The sequence below is a fragment of the Mesorhizobium comanense genome, assembly GCF_005503535.1.
Classification (GTDB): Bacteria; Pseudomonadota; Alphaproteobacteria; order Rhizobiales; family Rhizobiaceae; genus Mesorhizobium; species Mesorhizobium comanense.
The window spans coordinates 267988-286319 of sequence record NZ_SCNN01000005.1; the positions used below are offsets into that span (position 1 = coordinate 267988).

The following is an 18332-nucleotide window of genomic DNA, read 5'->3' on the forward strand; positions in this document are numbered from 1 at the left end:
TCTCGCGCCAAACCGTTGCCTGTCCCCGCTTTCTGGCCCTAGATCTTGCCCGGCGCTGCACTTGCAAGCGGCCTGAGAACGCCACATCTTGAATTCCATGCGCGGAAAACCGTGGACTTCGACGTCAGAGGCGACGGCGAAGAAGCCGGCCCGCATGGCAGTCCTCGATCTGTCGGAGGCAGGCCATGATTCCGGCGCAGAAAAGATGTTTGAAGGACATCGCACGGCTATCCAGGTGGATGAAGGCCTGCGGGGCGGTTGGGAATGCTAGGCGCACTTATCGTGCTGGTCGCAATGTTGCTGATGCTGCTGATCGTGGCGACGGCGTTTCTTCGTGCCGATCCGGGCAAGCTGGCAGACGGCATGAGAACGGTTGGGCCGATCCTGTTGGCACTCGTGGGTGGCGCCGTTCTGGTGGTCGGGCGCAGCGGGATCGGTGGCCTTATCTTGTTCGCGGCGGTCGCCTGGTACGGCGCCTCGCGCACAAACCGGCCAAATCCCAAACTGACGGATGGAAAGCGCTCGACGGTGCGGACGGCGGCGCTCGAGATGGATCTCGATCACAATACGGGTGGTCTGGAAGGGCTGGTTCTGGCCGGCCGCCATGACGGCAAGATGCTTGGCTCGATGGGACTTGCCGAATTGCAGCACCTCTACCGCGAACTCTCCGCCGACGCGGAGAGCCGCCAACTGCTAGAGACGTATCTTGACGGCAGATTTCCCGTCTGGCGCAAAAACACTCAGACGAACAGTGGCGAAAGGCTGGGTATTGCGCCAGGTCCTGGCGCCATGACTAAGGAGGAGGCCTACAAGGTCCTTGGTCTTGAAGCGGGGGCCGCCGCGGCGGATGTCCGCAAGGCGCACCGCCGCCTGATGCAGCGCCTGCACCCCGATATCGGCGGCACGTCTTTCCTGGCGGCGCGGATTAACGAAGCCAAGGACGTCTTGCTCTCCAATCACGACTAGTCTCCTTCGACGCAAAAAATTTCCGGGAGATTGGTTCCACGCGTCCTATTGCTGGACCGCGTAGCACTCGATTTTCTTCTTCTTCAAAGCGGTGCAGGCCTTCCAGGCTGCGTCCTTCGACCCAAAGCCGCCGAAACGGGCGCGGTAGTAGGTGACGCCGTCCTTGTCGAAGGCGACGGTGAAGCCGGAAGCGTCGGCCAGGACCTTGGGCGCCTGCTTGGTCGTCTTGTCGAGGAAGGCCTGTGCCTCGGACTGCTTGGGCGAAGAGGCAACCTGGATGGCCCAGCCGGACGGGACCGAGGCGGTCTTGACAGGGTCGACGGCCGGAGATGGATCGGCATAGGCGGTCACGACCTGGGCCGTGGCGACCTTGGGGGCGGAGACGATGACCGTCTTCACCTTCTTTGCCGGAGCGACCAGCTTGGGTGCTTCGGCCTGGGCGCCGTCCTCGTCCTCGCTGTCGCCCTGGGCAATGGTCGCATCCGCAACGGTCGCATCGTCGGCGACAGCCGTATCGGCTTCCGCGACGGCAACCGGCTTTTCATCGGGGGTCGGCGCGTCGTGCTTGGGCAGCAGAACCTTGGCGAGCGCCTTGATCGGATTGCTGTCGGCCTTGGCGACGAGGTCGCCGCCGCCGCGGGTCGAGGCCCTCGGCATATAGGTGTTGATCAGGCCTGCCATCTGGTTGTCGCGGCTGCCTCCCGACGTGCCGCCCATGACGACGGCGACAAGGCGGCGATTGCCGTCGGAGACGGACGAGACGAGATTGAAGCCGGAAGCGCGGGTGTAGCCGGTCTTGATGCCGTCGACGCCTTTGATGCGTCCGAGCAGGCGGTTGTGACCGTTGATGCGCTGGCGGCCATAGAGAAAGGACCGCTGCGAGAAATAGCCGTAATATTGCGGGAAATGCTCCCTGAGCGCGATACCGAGCGTGGCCATGTCGCGTGCCGTGGTGAACTGGCCAGGATCGGGCAGGCCGTTGGCGTTGCGGAAGACGGTGCCGTTCATGCCGAGTTGCCGCGCCTTGGCGGTCATCATGCGAGCGAAGTTGGTTTCGTTGCCGCCGATCATCTCGCCGAGCGCGGTCGCCGAGTCGTTCGCCGACTTGGTGACCATCGACAGGATCGCGGTCTCGACCGTGACCGAACCGCCCGGCTTCACGCCGAGCTTCGTCGGCGCCTCGGCGGAGGCCTTGGACGAAAACACGACCGGCGTGTTCTTGCTGATCTTGCCCTTCGCCAGAGCCTCGAACGTCAGGTAGAGCGTCATCATCTTGGTGAGCGAGGCGGGATAGCGCCTGCCGTCGGCATCGGCCGAATAGAGCACCTTCCCGGTCTTGGCGTCGACCACGATGGCCGCCGACCTGGCGGCAAACGACGAAGCGGCGCCGGCAACGACGAGCGTCATCGCCATGGCGATGATCATGATCGTTTTGAGAGGGGTGGTGGATTTGGAAACGATGCCCGACAACGCCTGACGCACTGGTAGTTCCTTTGAATTTCTCGTTGCGTTGGAGGCGGCAAAGGGATCCTGCCTCACTTCCGGCCAAGCTACCGGGGCAGCGTTACCAATCCGTTTATGGTAACCGCCGCGTTCACCATTTTCTTCGGGCTTGAAGCTCTCTTTATTCGATTTTTAGCGATTGACCGCGCAAGCGCTCCCGGCAGGTAAGGGAATATTGACTTTTGTGCGGCGCACAATATATTGGCGTGCATTGCACAATGGCGCCCCGAAGAAGGACGCCTCAACCGTCAAGGGAAGCGTGAAATGATCCAGACCTATGAGGACTTCAGCAAGTACGGCAAGGAATTCGCTGACACCGGATTGAAGAGCTTCGCTTCGCTGTCCAAGGGCGCTCAGGCGATCGCCACCGAGGCCGGCGAATACACCAAGAAGAGCTTTGAAGCCGGCAGCGCCGCTTTCGAAAAGCTGTTCTCTGCCAAGTCGCTGGACAAGGCCATCGAGATTCACACAGACTACGCCAAACAGTCCTACGAGGCGTTCGTCGCCGAGGCCACCAAGATCGGCGACCTCTATGCCGAACTCGCCAAGGAAGCTTACAAGCCGTTCGAATCGATCGTTGCCAAGGCGAAGTAATTTTCGCCCGACAATTTCGGATACGGCTCCCTCGGGGCCGGAAAAAAGCCCGGCCGCGGAAGCGTGGCCGGGCTTTTTCATTGATGCCGTTTTGGTCTGCGGCGGCGGAGCGCTTCACGATTGCGAAAATCCGCCAAGTTGGTCACCTAGCCATATTGTCAGCTAACCAGAAGGGCTTAAAATCGTCCATCGAACACCTACATGTCGAACTCGCATGGGGATTCGAAAGAGGCAGGATTACGTGACGATCGGTTTGACTGCCACGCGATATGTGGCGCGGATGCAAAACGGCGGCGGCGGCGACGGCAATGAGGCCGGCCGCGGGACGGCTGTTATCACGCGCACCAAAACCAAGACCAAGAAGCCCAGCCTTTATCGGGTCCTCATCCTCAACGACGACTACACCCCGATGGAGTTCGTGGTTCACGTGCTGGAGCGTTTTTTCCAGAAGGACCGCGAAGCCGCCACACGCATCATGCTTCATGTTCACAATCATGGAGTGGGCGAGTGCGGGGTCTATACATTCGAGGTGGCCGAGACCAAAGTGTCTCAGGTCATGGATTTCGCCCGACAGAATCAGCATCCGCTGCAATGCGTGATGGAGAAGAAGTGAGGTAACATGCCGGCTTTCTCCCAAGGCCTGGAAAAGGCGCTTCACCAGGCGCTGACGCTCGCCAATGAGCGGCACCATGAATACGCAACCCTTGAACATCTGCTGCTCGCGCTGATCGACGACACCGAGGCCGCCGCCGTCATGCGCGCCTGCAATGTCGATCTCGACGAGCTCAAGCACACCGTTCTGACCTACATCGACACCGAACTCGACAATCTCGTTACCGGTTATGACGAGGACTCCAAGCCGACCGCCGGCTTCCAGCGCGTCATCCAGCGCGCGGTGATCCATGTGCAGTCGTCCGGGCGCGAGGAAGTGTCCGGCGCCAACGTGCTCGTGGCCATCTTCGCCGAGCGCGAAAGCCATGCCGCCTATTTCCTGCAGGAACAGCAGATGACCCGTTACGACGCGGTCAACTACATCTCGCACGGCATCGCCAAGCGCCCCGGCGCGTCCGAGACGCGCTCGCCGCGCGGCGCCGATGACGAGCAGGGCGGCCAGAACGGCGCGGAGCCGCAGGAGGAAGGCGGCAAGAAGAAACAGCAGCAGGATGCGCTGACCGCTTATTGCGTCAACCTCAACAACAAGGCCAAGGCCGGCAAGATCGATCCGCTGATCGGCCGCGAGTCCGAGATCAACCGCACCATCCAGGTGCTGTGCCGCCGTTCGAAGAACAACCCGCTCTATGTCGGTGATCCCGGCGTCGGCAAGACGGCGATCGCCGAGGGGCTGGCCAAGCGCATCGTCGAGGGCGATGTGCCGGAAGTGCTGCACAACGCCACGATCTTCGCGCTCGACATGGGCACGCTGCTCGCCGGCACGCGTTATCGCGGCGATTTCGAGGAGCGGCTGAAGCAGGTCGTCAAGGAACTCGAGGACTATCCCGGCGCGGTGCTGTTCATCGACGAGATCCATACAGTGATCGGCGCGGGTGCGACCTCGGGCGGCGCCATGGATGCGTCGAACCTGTTGAAGCCTGCCTTGTCTTCGGGGGCGATCCGCTGCATCGGCTCGACCACCTACAAGGAGTTCCGCCAGTTCTTCGAGAAGGACCGCGCTCTGGTACGGCGCTTCCAGAAGATCGACGTCAACGAGCCGACCATCGAGGACGCCATCGAGATCATGAAGGGCCTCAAGCCCTATTATGAGGAATTCCACAAGGTGAAGTTCACCAATGAGGCGATCAAGGCTTCGGTGGAACTGTCGGCCCGCTACATCAACGACCGCAAGCTGCCGGACAAGGCGATCGACGTGATCGACGAGACCGGTGCCTCGCAGATGCTGGTGCCGGAGGCCAAGCGCAAGAAGACCATCGGCATCAAGGAGATCGAGGCCACGATCGCCACCATGGCGCGCATCCCTCCGAAGACGGTTTCGGCCGACGACGAGAAGGTGCTGCAGGGCCTCGATGTCGAGTTGAAGCGCGTCGTCTATGGCCAGGACACCGCCATCACAGCGCTGACCTCGGCGATCAAGCTGGCGCGTGCAGGTTTGCGTGAACCGGAAAAGCCGATCGGCTCCTACCTGTTCTCAGGCCCGACCGGCGTCGGCAAGACCGAGGTCGCCAAGCAACTGGCTGCCTCGCTCGGTGTCGAACTGATCCGTTTCGACATGTCGGAATACATGGAACGCCACACCGTCTCGCGGCTGATCGGCGCGCCTCCCGGCTATGTCGGCTTCGACCAGGGCGGCCTCTTGACCGACGGCGTCGACCAGCATCCGCATTGCGTGCTGTTGCTGGACGAAGTCGAGAAGGCGCATCCGGATCTGTTCAACATCCTGTTGCAGGTCATGGATCACGGCAAGCTGACCGACCACAACGGCAAGCAGATCGACTTCCGCAATGTCATCCTGATCATGACCACCAATGCAGGCGCATCCGATGCGCAGCGTGCGGCCATCGGTTTCGGCTCGACCAAGCGCGAAGGCGACGATGTCGAGGCGATCAACCGGCTGTTCACGCCGGAGTTCCGCAACCGTCTCGATGCGATCATCCCGTTCGGCTCGCTGCCGGTGCCGGTCATCCATCAGGTGGTGCAGAAGTTCGTCATGCAGCTGGAGGCTCAGCTTTCCGAACGCGGCGTGACCTTCGACCTATCGCCGGACGCGATCGCCTGGCTGGCCGACAAGGGCTACGACGAGCGCATGGGTGCCCGGCCGCTCGGCCGTGTGATCCAGGAGCACATCAAGAAGCCGCTGGCCGACGAGGTGCTGTTCGGCAAGCTGAAGAAGGGCGGCACGGTGCGTGTCACTGTCGAGAAGAAGGAAACCGGTGAGACCGGCCTGAAGCTCGAATCGCTGGCCGACGAGGCGCCCGTGACGCCGAAGCAAGAACCGGAAGAGGCGGAAGCGCCGAAGCCCCGCAAGGCAGTGGCCAAGAAGCCGGTTGCCAAGAAGGCAGTGGCACAAAAGCCGGAGCCCAAGGGCAAGGAAGGCGGTAAGCGCAGCCTGGTGCCGCAACTGCCGCGCAGCAAGGGCTGATCGGCCTTATCCCGAATTGCAGAAAAGCCCCGGCGACGGGGCTTTTTTGTTGCAAGGAGAACAGGCATGAAGATTGGCCAGATCATCGTCCTCAACGGCGCGCCACGTGCGGGAAAGTCGAGTATTGCCGGGGCGATCCAGCAAACATTCGATGGTGTCTGGATGAATCTCGGCGTCGATGCTTATGCGCGCGTCACGCCGCCCGAACTGCAGCCGGGAATTGGACTGCGCCCCGGTGGCGAGCGTCCCGATCTCGAAGCGTTTGTGCCGGGCTTCTATGCGGCACTTTACGAATCGATCGCGGCGCACAGCCGGCTCGGCTTGAACGTCGTCGCCGATGTCGGCCATCACGATGCCTATTCCACTCCGCTGCACATTCTTCCGCAATGCGCGCGGCGCCTGCCTGGATTGCCGGTGCTGTTTGTCGGCGTCCATTGCCCGATCGACATTATCCTGCAACGGCGCGCAGTTGCGGCGGAAGGGGTCTATGTCGTCGCGTCGGAGCAGGATCCGGTGCCGCTGCCGGTGCGACGATGGCAGGACGAGGTGCACAAACCCGGTATCTACGACCTGGAGGTCGATACATCGCTGCTGAGCCCGCAGGGCTGCGCCGAGGCGATCCGGCTGCACCTGTCCAGCGGGCCGGAACCGTCGGCATTCAGGCTCCTGGCGCAACTGCCGATTGGCTGAAGCAAAGGTCAGTTCTCCAAGCACCGCCATAACTTGCTTGCCGCACCTCCGACCAACCCCTGAGGCGGGCGGCCAAAAGGTTTTCCTGGATCGATGGAAAGACGATACACGGCTTTCGCAACAGTCGCATCCTATGGCCACGCATGCTATGGCCGGCACATGTCGACTTGGATTCCGGACGCCACAGCGCCTCGTTCCACCTGGTTCCTGCGCGGTGTTCGCGCGGCCTTTTCCCTGCCTGGCCTGATCCTCATCAGCTCATTCATTGGCTTTGCCGCCTTGGCGAAGGACGCCGGGGTCACCGCGACGCACGCCGCTTTCATGGCCGCAACGGTGTGGGCATTGCCATCCATGGTCGTGCTGGTGGGCGCGATCACATCGGGAGCGGCGCTGCCGGCGGCGATGTTTGCCGTCACGTTGTCAGCTATACGTCTGATGCCGATGGTGATGGCGCTCGTGCCCGAGATGCGCGCCGGCAAAACCCGGCAATGGGTGCTCTATCTGCTGGCGCATTTCGTGGCTGTGACCTCCTGGGTGCTGGCCATGGAACGCCTCAAGCGCATCCCGCCCGACATGCGTACGACCTACTATGCGGGCCTCGGCGGCACGCTGGTGATGACGAACATCATCGTGGTGACTGCCGTCTTTGCGGTGGCGGACGCGCTGCCATCCGCGATTTCGGCGGCTTTGCTGATGTTGACGCCGATGTATTTCCTGACCTCGCTGTGGGGCTCCGCACGCGAACGGGCAGGGCATGTGGCAATGGTCCTGGGCCTCGTCCTTGGACCAGTCTTCCACATCGTGTTGCCGGAGATCGATTTGTTGGTTGCCGGACTGATCGGCGGAACGGCCGCCTATGGCTGGCACTTGTGGCGGCGCAAGGTGCGCGAGGCGTGAGTTACTTTTCCAACGGCGCCTGGTGGTGGCCATACCTGTTTATTCTCGTTGCCGGTTTCGCCGCGACCGATGTCTGGCGCTTCCTCGGTGTCTATCTCGGCGACAAGCTTTCCGAAGATTCAGACCTATTGGTGCTGGTTCGCACCATGGCGACGGCGCTCGTGGCCGCCGTCATCGGCAATCTCATCGTCTTTCCGGGCGGCGCGCTTGCGCACACTTCGCTTGGCTTGAGGATAGCGGCGGCGGCCCTGGGTTTCGTCGCCTACCTGGCGTCGGGAAGGCGCATGGTCGTCGGCATCGTTACAGCCGAGCTTCTGCTCCTGGCGGGACTTTATTTGAAATTTTGATTGCCCGCTGCGTCAACCCGCCAGCGCAGCCCGTATCTTCTCGGCATTCGCAGCCAACACATCAGGCTTTTCCATTCCGCCTGTGTGCGGCTTCAACGGGATGCCATCGAAGCGGGGAATGACATGCACATGCAGGTGATAGACGGTCTGGCCTGACGCGGGCTCATTGAACTGCAGGATGGTCACGCCATCGGCATCGAGCGCTTTCCTGACCGCGAGCGCCACTTTCTGAACGACGCTGAAGAGCGGGCCGAATGTGGACGGGCTGGCGTCGAGCAGATTGCGCGACGGCGCCTTCGGTACCACCAGCGTATGGCCTGGCCCCTGCGGCATCACATCCATGAAGGCAACCACTTGTTCGTCCTCATAGACGCGGTGCGAGGGGATTTCGCCGCGCAGGATCTTCGCGAAGATGTTGTCGGTGTCGTAGGTGGCTCCAGCCATGGCCGCACTCCGGTTTATGCCTCGCCATCCCGTGTAGCGAAGCGCCTCCCCAGCGGCAAGACGACGTGGCGGCGCAATCAGGCGAGATCGACCATGCCGGCTTCGACAAGCGCGCGATGGAAACGTCGCTTGCGTGACGACGCGCTGTCGAAATATGGCGCAGCGCAGTCCTTCAACAGGGCGGCGCGGGTGGCGAAGACGGGGTCGAGCGGCAGCCGTGCGGCCTGCAGCGTCAGCGTCGAGAGGAAGGCGCTGTCGAGCACTGGCGGCGCGGCAAGATCGTGCGGCAGCGTGCAGTTCACCGCCTCGATCGTATAAAATGTCCGCCTCAGGGCCGGATCGGATGGCGGCAGTCCGGTAAGCGCCGTGGTGAAGGACGGCTGGTGATCGCCGTAGCGCACGATGATGGCCGGCTGGCCGTGCAGCATGATTTCGAACCGCTTGCGGAAGGCGTCATAGGCCCCGACGGTTTCGGCCAGGCGCACGCTGTATTCGCCGTAGAAGGGGATGCCTGTCGCCGCGACGGCCTCGCGGCGCAATTGGCCATGGCGCTCGATCGGAAAGATCCGGCGGCGGTGGTCGCCATGATTCATCAAGGTCGCGATCGACAGGAAGCAGGGTTTGCCAGCCGCCAGGCGGTGCGAAAGCTGGCCGCGGGCGTGATCGTAGAGCTGTTCGTCATGATTTTCGCGCTTCCAGCGCTCGGCATCGAAGGGAGGCGGCAAGGTCTCGGCATAGCTGACCGTGTCGAACCCGATCGACTGGTAGAACCGGCCGCAATTGACGAAGGAAGGCCGGTCGCAGCTGATGTGGGACACGTCGTAGCCAAACCCTTTCAGCGCCGACGGAAGCGTATGCCGCACGCGTCCGCTAAGCAGATGGAAGACGTAGCGGCTGTCATTGCCGAAGGAGAGCGAGGAGAGCCCGGTCAGCACCGAAAATTCGGTCTGCAGCGTGCTTCCGCCGAAGACGTCGACATGCAGCGCGCCGGACAGGGCGTCCGGAGGCGTGAAGAAGCGCTCGAACAGGCCATTGACCGCAACACCCAGATGTCTCGGGTCGAAAGTCGATTCATGCATGATCATGACGATGTGCGGCATTCGTTCGCCTGCCTCCCGTTTTGATGGCACGGGAGGCAAGAGCGGCAATGGTTCCTGATCGATGTCGATGAAAGCCGGACGCCGGGAGGGGCCGGCGCCGAACCATGAAGCGACGAAGGCCGAAAGGTGGAAACGACCATCGGTCAGATGGTGAAAACGAAACCGCTTCGGGCCGCCGCTTGCCCACAGCACACACAGATAGACAAAAGCCGCCACGCAGAACAAGGCAATCCGCTGGGGAAGCGGCATGGCCGGTTCAGCGATCATGAGCGCCAGGAGAATGACACCTGACACGATCGTGACGATGGCGGCGAGGGCAGGGATGGTCATGCGTGCATGGTCGGCAAGCACGCTTCGGAAACTGCTCGCGGCAAGATGATAGATGTCGCCGGCGAGAAAGTTGAAGCCGAGATGGCGGTATTTCAGCTTGGAGACGATGCCGATGACCGCCGTCAGCACCAGCGCTGCCCACAAGGCGACAATATCACCCGCAAACAGGAGATGCGCGAGACCAAAAAGCAGGAAGAAAGTCGCGAAACCGAGAGGCCAGGCTGTGCGCCTGCCCTCGAGCCAGGCAACCAGTGGCGGCGCCGCCACCAGCCCCGCCGCACCAAGCCATTGCCCGACACCCAGAGATGCCAAACCCTGCATAGACCCCCCAGGATGCTTGCGCACCCATGCCCTCGCATTGCTTAGCAGGATTCCTGCCGAACGGTAAACGGTGCCGGGGGGTACAGAAAGCCGGCTAGTCTTCGAGATCCTTGCGGAACGGCGTGTGCTCTTCCAGATATTCGCCCATCCGTTCGACTTCGCGGCGCTCGCGCCTGAGATAGTCGGCGACCGCGTTGCGCAGGCCGGGATGCGAGATGTAGTGCGCCGAATGCATCGTCACCGGCCGGTAGCCGCGCGCCAGCTTGTGCTCTCCCTGCGCACCCGCCTCGACCACCTTCAGCTTGCGTTCGATGGCGAAGTCTATCGCCTGATGATAGCAGACCTCGAAATGCAGGAAGGGGTGATCCTCGATGCAGCCCCAGTTACGGCCGTAGAGCGCGTCGGAGCCGATGAAGTTTATGGCGCCGGCGATGTAGCGTCCGCCGCGTTTGGCCATCACCAGCAGGATGTCGTCGGCCATGCGCTCGCCGATCAGCGAGAAGAACTGACGGTTGAGATAGGGCCGGCCCCATTTGCGGCTGCCGGTATCCATGTAGAAGGCGAAGAAATCGTCCCAGGCCTTCTCGGTCAGATCCTTGCCGGTCAGCCGGTCGATCGAGATGCCGTCGGCAAGCGCTTCGCGGCGTTCCTTCTTCATCGCCTTGCGCTTGCGGGAGGCAAGCGTGGCGAGAAAGTCGTCATAGGTCGAGAAGCCTTCGTTGAAGAAGTGGAACTGCTGATCGGTGCGGTGCAGGAAACCCGCCGCCTCCAGCGTCGCGACGTCGCTCTCCTGCGCGAAAGTGACATGCGCCGAGGACAAGCCGAGCTTGTCGGTCACCATTTTCAAACCGGCGGCAAGCCCGGCTTTTACCGCATCGGGATCCTCGCCCTTGCCGACAAGCAGGCGAGGGCCGGTGACCGGGGTAAAAGGCACAGCGCATTGCAGTTTTGGATAGTAGCGGCCGCCTGCGCGTTCGAAGGCATCTGACCAACCATGGTCGAACACGTACTCGCCCTGGCTGTGCGACTTGAGATAGCAGGGAACCGCACCGAGCAGCCTGCCTTGCGCGGTCTCGAGCCGCAGATGGTGTCCTTGCCAGCCAGTGCGCCGAATCGCGCAGCCGGAATCCTCAAGCGCGCTCAAAAAATCGAATGAAACAAGTGGGTTATACCCTTTTTCGGCATCGGCGCGATTGGCGCCTGCAAACCCGTTCCACTCATCGCGGGTGAAAGACCCTATGCCCGCGGCGACGCGGATCGAATAATCCGCGCTCGCTGCCTGTCCGTCGCCTTCGTCGCCCTGATCCATGAGCCTTATTTAAGCTCCATCCGGGCCGCTACAAGTCACGTTTCGGGCACTCTGTTCAGGCGACTTTCACCAGGTCGGGTTCGAACCCCTCGAACGTCATCTGATCGGCATATTTGACGGTGAGATCGATCGCGGGCTGGTCATGCACCGTCCAGGTGATGACGGGCATTCTGAGCTTTTCGCGCACGAAGCTGACGAACGGGTTCGGCAGGTCGCCGGCAGCATAGGATGTGAAGGACAATTCATGCGCCAGCATGGCGAAATGCGCTTCGATCAGCTTGCCGTCCTTGCCGTAGGCGGTCAATCCAGCGGGAATGCCGGGGGCGTGCTTGGGGAAGTCGCGGATCAGCCAGTGGTCGAACGACATGATAGCCGCCTTGCCCTTGTAGCGCTTGAGCATCTTGCCGACGCGCGCCACCAGGCCCTCGTCGCGGCCCGGAATGCCTTTGAGTTCGACGACCATCGGGACGCGGCCATCGACCAGGTCGAGCGCTTCCTGCAGTGTCGGCACGTGATCCGACGTGCCACCCACGTTGAGCGCGGTCAGTTCAGCCGCGCTGCGTTGCCAGACGAAGCCGTCCTCTCCGGTCAGCCGTTTCAGGTCGTCGTCATGGATGACGATCGGAATGCCGTCCGACGACAGGTGCACGTCGCATTCGATGGCGTAGCCGCGGTCGGCCGCCGCGGCGAAGGCCGACAGCGTGTTTTCCCAGCGGGTCTTGTTCATGTCGTGGAAGCCGCGATGGGCCACGGGCCGGGCGATCAGCCAGGAAAGGTCGGTCATCACAGGCTCACTCGACTTCGAAGATCGCTTCGATTTCCACCGCTGCGTTGAGCGGCAGCGAGGCGGTGCCGACAGCGGAACGGGCATGCTTGCCACGTTCTCCGAGAGCGGCGACCAGGAAGTCGGAAGCGCCGTTGGCGACCAGATGCTGTTCGACGAAATCGGGGGTGGAGGCGACGAACACGGTGATCTTGACCAGCCGGCCTATCTTCTCGAGATCGCCAAGCGCGGCCTTGGCCTGTGCCAGTATGTTGATGGCGCAGTATTTCGCCGCTTCCTTGCCGGCGGCGGTGTCGACATCGCGGCCGAGCAGGCCGCTGGCCTGCAACTTGCCGTCCTTGAGCGGCAATTGGCCGGCCGTGAACAGCAGGTTGCCTGACCTGCAATAGGGCACGTAGTTGGCGGCCGGTGCGGCAGCGACCGGAAGCGTGACGCCGAGATCGCTTAGCCGCTTTTCGATTGTTTCACTCATTGCTTTTCCCTATTGCTTGAAGGCGCCGCGCTGGCCGGGCCGAAATTGCTATTTTTGCCTCGCTTCCGCCACGACTTTTTTTAAGCTGGACCATCTTTCCCTGCGGCCTGTCACCAGCCGCGACGATCGGAGTACCTCATGCGCGCAACGCGCCTTGCATTCCACGCCGTTCTTTTGTCGGCGCTGTTCCCCGTAGGCTCCGCGTTTGCCGTACCGGCCCTGCAAGCGCATCGCGCCGTCTACGATCTTACCCTCAAGAAGGCGGATGACCGTTCAGGCATTACCGGCATCACCGGCCGCATGGTCTACGAATTCAATGGCTCGGCCTGCGAAGGCTATACGGTGAAGTTCCGTTTCGTGACGCAGATCGCGACCAACGACAACACCAAGCTGACGGACCAGCAGACCACGACTTTCGAGGACGCCGAAGGCAAGACGTTCTCCTTCGTGACGAAATCGTTTGTCGACCAGAATCTCGACAAGGAGGTCAAGGGTGTCGCGACCAAGAATGCCAAGGGGCTGAAGGTCGACATCGACAAGCCGGAGAAGAACAGCCTGGAACTCGCGGCCACGCAGTTTCCTACCCAGCATCTGGTCGAACTGATCGGCAAGGCCGAGAAGGGCGAGAACTTCTATCAGACGAACCTGTTCGACGGTTCCGAGGACGCCAACAAGGTGATGACCACCACCGTCGTCGTCGGCAAGAAGACCGAAGCCGACAAGGCCGATCCGGAAGCGCCCGCGCTGGCCAAGCTCGCCACCGACAAATACTGGCCCGTCGACATCGCCTATTTCGACGACAGCGCGCAGAATGGCGAGGAAGTGCCGGAGTACCGGATCAGCTTCAAGCTGCACGAGAACGGCATCACGCGCGATCTCGTCATGGACTATGGCGACTTCTCCATGACCGGCAAGCTGGTCAATCTGTCGCTGTTCGACCAGACGAAACCTTGCCCGGTCTCCAAGTAGCGATCGCGTAGGCCGCGGCCGCCCGGTGGCAGTCTATGTCGACGCGGCGATCTGGAAGTGGGCCGGCCATCGCTGGTGCCACTTGATGGCCGACGACACCGACGAACTGCACCGGTTCGCCGCTTTGCTGGGCGTGAAGCGATCGTCCTATCAGGGACCGCCCAAGACATCGGCGCCGCATTATGACATAACGGGCTTCGAGCGCGACCGCGCCGTGCGGCTCGGCGCTATCGAATGCACCCGTGAGGAGATCGTTGCGATCTTCCGCCGGGTGCGGGTGCCCAACGGTAAGGCCAGGTCATGACACCAACGGCATTTCTGGCTTATTGCGTCGCAGTCACGCTCGCTGCCGCGACACCGGGCCCAGCCATGTTCACGGTCATCACCAATGGCGTGTCGCGCGGTTTCCTTCGCGCCTTCATCGCCGGTGTCGGGGTCGCGGCCGGTGATGCCGTGCTGGTCACTCTGGCGTTGCTCGGGCTGGTGGCCCTGGCGCAGACATTCGAATGGATATTTCTGCTGCTGAAATATGCCGGCGCCGCTTATCTGATCTACCTCGGCGTCAAGATGTGGCGGGCTTCGGCCACCCGGTCGGATGAGTCGCGAACGGCGGAGGCGCGATTGTCGCGCTCATTCTTTCTTGGCGCCTCCATCGCGTTGGGGAATCCGAAGGCGATCCTGTTCCACGCCTCGATCATGCCGCTTATCCTCAATCTCGACACCATGACCTTCCTCGACGGCCTGCTGGTCGTGGCCGTCGTCATCAGTGTCAACATCGTCACCATGGGGACCTACGCGGCGCTTGCCGGCCGGGCCTCGGGCTGGTTCAGGACCCCGAAGCGCATGCGCTTGATGAACAGGTTTGCCGGCAGCGCGATGATCGGCACCGGGGCGCTGATTGCCGCACGCTGAGCGCTGAAGCGCTACACCGCTTGCGTTTAGCGCGCTTCCCCTCTATATGCGCGCTCATTCCACACACGGACTTTGGTGTCTGCCCGGGAGAAATCCGGCTGAAACCTCCGGTGGCGTTCGAGGACTTCGTCCAGAAATGCCTGTGTCCGTGGAGGCTAACCGGAAAGGAAAATGAGAATGGCACTGCCTGATTTCAGCATGCGCCAGCTTTTGGAAGCTGGCATTCACTTCGGCCACCAGACCCACCGCTGGAACCCGAAGATGGCGCCCTACATCTATGGCGCCCGCAACAACATCCACATCATCGACCTCTCGCAGACCGTGCCTTTGCTGCACCAGGCGCTGAAGCAGGTTTCCGACACTGTCGCCAAGGGCGGCCGCGTGCTGTTCGTCGGCACCAAGCGCCAGGCATCCGACATCGTTGCTGACGCCGCGCAGCGTTCGGCCCAGTACTATGTCAATTCGCGTTGGCTCGGCGGCATGCTGACCAACTGGAAGACGATCTCGAACTCGATCCAGCGCCTGCGCAAGCTCGACGAGATGCTGGCCGGCGAAGCCCAGGGCCTGACCAAGAAGGAACGCCTGAACCTCGACCGCGAGCGTGAGAAGCTGGACAAGGCTCTCGGCGGCATCAAGGACATGGGCTCGACGCCCGACCTGATGTTCGTGATCGACACCAACAAGGAAGCGATCGCTATCCTCGAGGCCAAGCGCCTCGGCATCCCGGTCGTCGCCATCATCGATTCGAACTGCGATCCGGACAAGATCGACTTCCCGATCCCCGGCAACGATGACGCCGCGCGCGCCATCCAGCTCTATTGCGACCTGATCGCCAAGGCCGCCATCGACGGCATCGCCCGCCAGCAGGGTGCGCTGGGCGTCGACATCGGCGCTTCGGTCGAAGCTCCCGTCGAGCCGGCGCTCGACCCGGCTCCGGCATCGGAAGCCCCGGAAGCCTGATAATCGAAGGCCGCTCGCGGCCTTCATCTTTCTCATATTTTGGCACGCTAAACAGACGCACCATCGAGATTCGATGGTGCGTCGGCGCATTTGAAACAAAGAGGCGACAATGAGCATTTCGGCTGCACAGGTCAAAGAACTCCGCGACTTGACCGGCGCGGGCATGATGGACTGCAAGGCTGCGTTGAACGAGACCAACGGCAACATGGAAGAAGCCGTCGACTGGCTGCGCAAGAAGGGCATCTCCAAGGCCGACAAGAAAGCCGGCCGCACGGCCGCCGAGGGCTTGATCGGCGTCGACGCCGGCGTGCGCGAGGCCGCGGTCGTCGAGGTCAACTCGGAAACCGACTTCGTCGCCCGTAACGCCGCGTTCCAGGAAATCGTCGCCAACGTCGCCAAGGTCGCGCTTGCCTATGGCACGACGGAGGCCGTTGCCGCCGCCAAGTATCCGGGCTCCGACAAGTCGGTCACCGACACCATCAAGGATGCCGTCGGCACCATCGGCGAGAACATGGGCTTCCGCCGTTCGGCCAAGCTCACCGTTCCGCATGGCGCGGTCGCGACATATGTCCACAATGCGGTTGCCGACGGCCTCGGCAAGCTCGGCGTGCTCGTGGCCATCGAGACCACCGGCAACGAGCATGCGGCCAATGCGTTCGCCCGTCAGGTCGCCATGCATGTCGCAGCCACCAACCCGATGGCGCTGACCGCCGAGCAGATCGATCCGGCCGCGGTCGAACGCGAGAAGGCGATCTTCTCCGACCAGGCGCGTCAATCCGGCAAGCCGGAAGCGATCATCGAGAAGATGGTCGAGGGCCGTCTGCGCAAGTTCTACGAGGAAGTCGTGCTTCTGAAGCAGGCCTTCGTGCTCAATCCCGACATCACCGTCGAGAAGGCGCTGAAGGATGCCGAGAAGGAAATCGGCGCTCCGGCAAAGATCACCGCTTACCTGCGCTTTGCGCTCGGTGAAGGCATCGAGAAGGAAGCGACCGATTTCGCGGCCGAAGTCGCTGCGGCGGTCAAGAAGTAAGCCTAACGCTTTAATCTGACAGTGTTTTTCGGCCTGACATCCGCAGGGATGTCAGGCCGATTTCTTGTGCGGTGTCGATAAAGGCCCGTAGTTTTGGCGCCATCGACGCCCGTCGCGGAAAATAGAGGAAAAGCCCGGGCTCCTCGATCGCCGTCTGCGGCAGGATCTGGACGAGGCGACCGGCGGCGATATCAGCACGCACCAGCGGCTCGAAGACATAGGCGAGACCGACCCCCGCCAGCGCGAGCTCGATGGCGGCAAGCGAATCCGTGACGATGCTGGTGCCGCGCGTCTCGGCCACGATATCCTTGCCGTTCTCGCTCAGGTCCCAGCGGTAGAGCGCTCCGGAGCGAATCAGCCGGTAACCGATGCAATTGTGATTCTCGAGATCGGCCACGCGGAGCGGGCGGCCTCGCCCTCCGATATAGGCCGGTGAAGCGACGATCACGGCCTTGAATGGCTGGGTCAGCCGCACCGTGACCATATCCTGCGCGATCATTTCGCCCAGCCTGATGCCTGCATCGAAACCTTCGCCGACGATGTCGGTCAATCTCTGGTCTGTGAGCAATTCAACCGTCACATCCGGGTAACGCTCCGCCATCGCCGCGACCACCGGCGTAACCGCCAGCGGAATTGCAATGAGTGGAACATTGATCCTGAGCAGGCCGGAAGGGCGTCCTTTGATGCCGCGGATGCGGTCCATCCGCTCGGCGATATCCTGGAGGGCAGGGGCTGCCGCATCGACCAGCGCCTTGCCGGCTTCGGTCAGCGAAACGCTGCGGGTCGTTCGCGCAAACAGCGGCTGCCCGATGCGCTCTTCCACCAATCGTACCGCGTGGCTGACCGCCGAAGGGCTCATGCCGAGCTCGGCGGCGGCGAGTGCGAAGCCGCCGCGCCGGGCAACCGCAACGATGACAGGCAGGTGGCTGAGCAGATCCCGATCCATTCATGCATGATATCGCATAGTCCTTACAGACAATGCAATATTATCGAGCGGAGACGTCCGGGCCATATTGCCTCCAGAAAACGGCGTTGAGCCGGTTCAGCGAGGAGAAGAAACATGAACGCCTTGAAACATGCGACATTCGCGGCAGGCCTGGCGCTGGCGCCGATCGATGCCGGCGGGGCCGAACCATCCGGCTGGCGCGCGCTCGTCGACGAGCGGGCCGTCATCCGCATCGCCGACGCCATCGACCGTGCGGTCGACGCGCAGGACTGGAAGCTCGCCCGAAGCTATTTCGCGGACAAGGTCAGAGCCGACTTCAGCAGCCTTTCGGGACAACCCGCCGCCACCATTGCTTCTGACGATCTGATCGGCGCCTGGGCCGGCAATCTCAAGGGCGGCAAGACCAGCCTGCATCTGCGCACCAACCATCAGGTGGCGCTCGATGCCGATGCCGCGATCGTCCGCTCCAACGGCTATGCCTGGAACCGGATGGAAGGCAATGGCGATCCGCTCTGGGAGGTCTGGGGCACCTACGAGCACCATCTGACGCGCTCGGCCGCCGGCTGGAAGGTCGATGGCTTCACGTTTCGCATGACGCATGAGCGCGGCAACCCGTGGGTCAAGACGACACCCGGCAACTGAACCGCGCTTCGACTGAGAATCA

The 18332-nt window shown here is 62.3% G+C and carries 20 protein-coding genes; 13 read left to right on the forward strand and 7 right to left on the reverse strand.

The features are described 5' to 3' along the window. Nucleotides 1-264: 264 nt before the first annotated feature. Nucleotides 265-966, forward strand: coding sequence for a DnaJ domain-containing protein (locus tag FFS37_RS11890; RefSeq protein WP_137931134.1), 702 nt, complete (start codon nt 265-267; stop codon nt 964-966). A gap of 45 nt (nt 967-1011) precedes the next feature. Here the strand turns inward: FFS37_RS11890 and FFS37_RS11895 are convergent, their stop codons facing one another. Continuing rightward, nucleotides 1012-2448 carry a D-alanyl-D-alanine carboxypeptidase gene (locus tag FFS37_RS11895; RefSeq protein WP_137931135.1) on the reverse strand — a complete coding sequence of 479 codons (1437 nt, stop codon included), beginning with the start codon at nt 2446-2448 and terminating at the stop codon, nt 1012-1014. 285 nt (nt 2449-2733) lie between these two features. On the opposite strand from FFS37_RS11895, the gene FFS37_RS11900 reads away from it, so the two are divergent. The 6 genes from FFS37_RS11900 to FFS37_RS11925 all read left to right on the forward strand — a co-directional run bounded on the left by FFS37_RS11900 (nt 2734) and on the right by FFS37_RS11925 (nt 8091). Then, nucleotides 2734-3063, forward strand: a complete 330-nt coding sequence (locus tag FFS37_RS11900) for a phasin family protein (protein WP_137931136.1) — start codon at nt 2734-2736, stop codon at nt 3061-3063. Between the two features lie 280 nt (nt 3064-3343). After that, entirely contained in the window at nt 3344-3676 is a 333-nt protein-coding gene (gene clpS / locus FFS37_RS11905) for an ATP-dependent Clp protease adapter ClpS (RefSeq protein WP_171026253.1), read from the forward strand. 6 nt (nt 3677-3682) lie between these two features. Beyond that, nucleotides 3683-6157 (forward strand): ATP-dependent Clp protease ATP-binding subunit ClpA, encoded by a 2475-nt coding sequence (gene clpA / locus FFS37_RS11910; protein ID WP_137931138.1) that lies wholly within the window; start codon nt 3683-3685, stop codon nt 6155-6157. 66 nt (nt 6158-6223) lie between these two features. Next, a complete protein-coding gene (locus tag FFS37_RS11915) occupies nt 6224-6847 on the forward strand; it encodes a chloramphenicol phosphotransferase CPT family protein (protein WP_137931139.1) in 624 nt (207 codons plus the stop codon). 159 nt (nt 6848-7006) lie between these two features. Further along, the gene (locus FFS37_RS11920; RefSeq protein ID WP_137931140.1) at nt 7007-7744 is read left to right on the forward strand and encodes an AzlC family ABC transporter permease; all 738 of its coding nucleotides are present in this window, start codon (nt 7007-7009) and stop codon (nt 7742-7744) included. After that, nucleotides 7741-8091 (forward strand): AzlD domain-containing protein, encoded by a 351-nt coding sequence (locus FFS37_RS11925; RefSeq protein WP_137931141.1) that lies wholly within the window; start codon nt 7741-7743, stop codon nt 8089-8091. The genes FFS37_RS11920 and FFS37_RS11925 overlap by 4 nt, the downstream gene beginning before the upstream one ends. A gap of 12 nt (nt 8092-8103) precedes the next feature. Here FFS37_RS11925 and FFS37_RS11930 read toward each other — a convergent pair whose 3' ends face one another. The 5 genes from FFS37_RS11930 to FFS37_RS11950 form a co-directional block, all read right to left on the reverse strand. Continuing rightward, the gene (locus tag FFS37_RS11930; protein WP_137931142.1) at nt 8104-8535 is read right to left on the reverse strand and encodes an HIT family protein; all 432 of its coding nucleotides are present in this window, start codon (nt 8533-8535) and stop codon (nt 8104-8106) included. Nucleotides 8536-8612: 77 nt separating this feature from the next. Then, entirely contained in the window at nt 8613-10286 is a 1674-nt protein-coding gene (locus tag FFS37_RS11935; protein ID WP_137931143.1) for a sulfatase-like hydrolase/transferase, read from the reverse strand. Between the two features lie 94 nt (nt 10287-10380). Beyond that, entirely contained in the window at nt 10381-11595 is a 1215-nt protein-coding gene (locus FFS37_RS11940) for a GNAT family N-acetyltransferase (RefSeq protein ID WP_137931144.1), read from the reverse strand. Between the two features lie 55 nt (nt 11596-11650). Continuing rightward, on the reverse strand, nt 11651-12379 hold the full coding sequence (locus FFS37_RS11945; RefSeq protein ID WP_137931145.1) for a glycerophosphodiester phosphodiesterase: 729 nt from the start codon (nt 12377-12379) through the stop codon (nt 11651-11653). A 7-nt stretch (nt 12380-12386) separates the two neighbouring features. Next, a complete protein-coding gene (locus FFS37_RS11950) occupies nt 12387-12851 on the reverse strand; it encodes a RidA family protein (protein ID WP_137931146.1) in 465 nt (154 codons plus the stop codon). Nucleotides 12852-12989: 138 nt separating this feature from the next. On the opposite strand from FFS37_RS11950, the gene FFS37_RS11955 reads away from it, so the two are divergent. The 5 genes from FFS37_RS11955 to tsf all read left to right on the forward strand — a co-directional run bounded on the left by FFS37_RS11955 (nt 12990) and on the right by tsf (nt 16722). Then, a complete protein-coding gene (locus FFS37_RS11955) occupies nt 12990-13820 on the forward strand; it encodes a cell envelope integrity EipB family protein (RefSeq protein WP_137931147.1) in 831 nt (276 codons plus the stop codon). A gap of 25 nt (nt 13821-13845) precedes the next feature. Beyond that, nucleotides 13846-14124, forward strand: a complete 279-nt coding sequence (locus tag FFS37_RS11960) for a DUF4031 domain-containing protein (protein ID WP_137931148.1) — start codon at nt 13846-13848, stop codon at nt 14122-14124. Beyond that, on the forward strand, nt 14121-14732 hold the full coding sequence (locus FFS37_RS11965; RefSeq protein ID WP_137931149.1) for a LysE family translocator: 612 nt from the start codon (nt 14121-14123) through the stop codon (nt 14730-14732). Before FFS37_RS11960 ends, FFS37_RS11965 begins: the two co-directional genes overlap by 4 nt. Nucleotides 14733-14909: 177 nt before the next feature. Continuing rightward, nucleotides 14910-15692 (forward strand): 30S ribosomal protein S2, encoded by a 783-nt coding sequence (rpsB, locus tag FFS37_RS11970; RefSeq protein WP_023777441.1) that lies wholly within the window; start codon nt 14910-14912, stop codon nt 15690-15692. A 109-nt stretch (nt 15693-15801) separates the two neighbouring features. Further along, complete coding sequence (gene tsf, locus FFS37_RS11975) at nt 15802-16722, forward strand: translation elongation factor Ts (RefSeq protein WP_137931150.1); 921 nt, start codon at nt 15802-15804, stop codon at nt 16720-16722. Between the two features lie 10 nt (nt 16723-16732). Here the strand turns inward: tsf and FFS37_RS11980 are convergent, their stop codons facing one another. Further along, nucleotides 16733-17668 (reverse strand): LysR family transcriptional regulator, encoded by a 936-nt coding sequence (locus FFS37_RS11980; RefSeq protein WP_137931151.1) that lies wholly within the window; start codon nt 17666-17668, stop codon nt 16733-16735. 114 nt (nt 17669-17782) lie between these two features. On the opposite strand from FFS37_RS11980, the gene FFS37_RS11985 reads away from it, so the two are divergent. After that, nucleotides 17783-18310, forward strand: coding sequence for a nuclear transport factor 2 family protein (locus FFS37_RS11985; protein WP_137931152.1), 528 nt, complete (start codon nt 17783-17785; stop codon nt 18308-18310). Nucleotides 18311-18332 lie beyond the last annotated feature (22 nt).

Coding starts and splice junctions, on each gene's coding strand:
- clpS (WP_171026253.1), top strand. CDS start 3,344: ATGCAAAACGGCGGCGGCGGCGACGGCAATGAGGCCGGCCGCGGGACG.
- FFS37_RS11930 (WP_137931142.1), bottom strand. CDS start 8,535: ATGGCTGGAGCCACCTACGACACCGACAACATCTTCGCGAAGATCCTG.
- FFS37_RS11915 (WP_137931139.1), top strand. CDS start 6,224: ATGAAGATTGGCCAGATCATCGTCCTCAACGGCGCGCCACGTGCGGGA.
- FFS37_RS11955 (WP_137931147.1), top strand. CDS start 12,990: ATGCGCGCAACGCGCCTTGCATTCCACGCCGTTCTTTTGTCGGCGCTG.
- FFS37_RS11900 (WP_137931136.1), top strand. CDS start 2,734: ATGATCCAGACCTATGAGGACTTCAGCAAGTACGGCAAGGAATTCGCT.
- FFS37_RS11940 (WP_137931144.1), bottom strand. CDS start 11,595: ATGGATCAGGGCGACGAAGGCGACGGACAGGCAGCGAGCGCGGATTAT.
- FFS37_RS11935 (WP_137931143.1), bottom strand. CDS start 10,286: ATGCAGGGTTTGGCATCTCTGGGTGTCGGGCAATGGCTTGGTGCGGCG.
- clpA (WP_137931138.1), top strand. CDS start 3,683: ATGCCGGCTTTCTCCCAAGGCCTGGAAAAGGCGCTTCACCAGGCGCTG.
- tsf (WP_137931150.1), top strand. CDS start 15,802: ATGAGCATTTCGGCTGCACAGGTCAAAGAACTCCGCGACTTGACCGGC.
- FFS37_RS11890 (WP_137931134.1), top strand. CDS start 265: ATGCTAGGCGCACTTATCGTGCTGGTCGCAATGTTGCTGATGCTGCTG.
- FFS37_RS11950 (WP_137931146.1), bottom strand. CDS start 12,851: ATGAGTGAAACAATCGAAAAGCGGCTAAGCGATCTCGGCGTCACGCTT.
- rpsB (WP_023777441.1), top strand. CDS start 14,910: ATGGCACTGCCTGATTTCAGCATGCGCCAGCTTTTGGAAGCTGGCATT.
- FFS37_RS11945 (WP_137931145.1), bottom strand. CDS start 12,379: ATGACCGACCTTTCCTGGCTGATCGCCCGGCCCGTGGCCCATCGCGGC.
- FFS37_RS11980 (WP_137931151.1), bottom strand. CDS start 17,668: ATGGATCGGGATCTGCTCAGCCACCTGCCTGTCATCGTTGCGGTTGCC.
- FFS37_RS11920 (WP_137931140.1), top strand. CDS start 7,007: ATGTCGACTTGGATTCCGGACGCCACAGCGCCTCGTTCCACCTGGTTC.
- FFS37_RS11965 (WP_137931149.1), top strand. CDS start 14,121: ATGACACCAACGGCATTTCTGGCTTATTGCGTCGCAGTCACGCTCGCT.
- FFS37_RS11985 (WP_137931152.1), top strand. CDS start 17,783: ATGAACGCCTTGAAACATGCGACATTCGCGGCAGGCCTGGCGCTGGCG.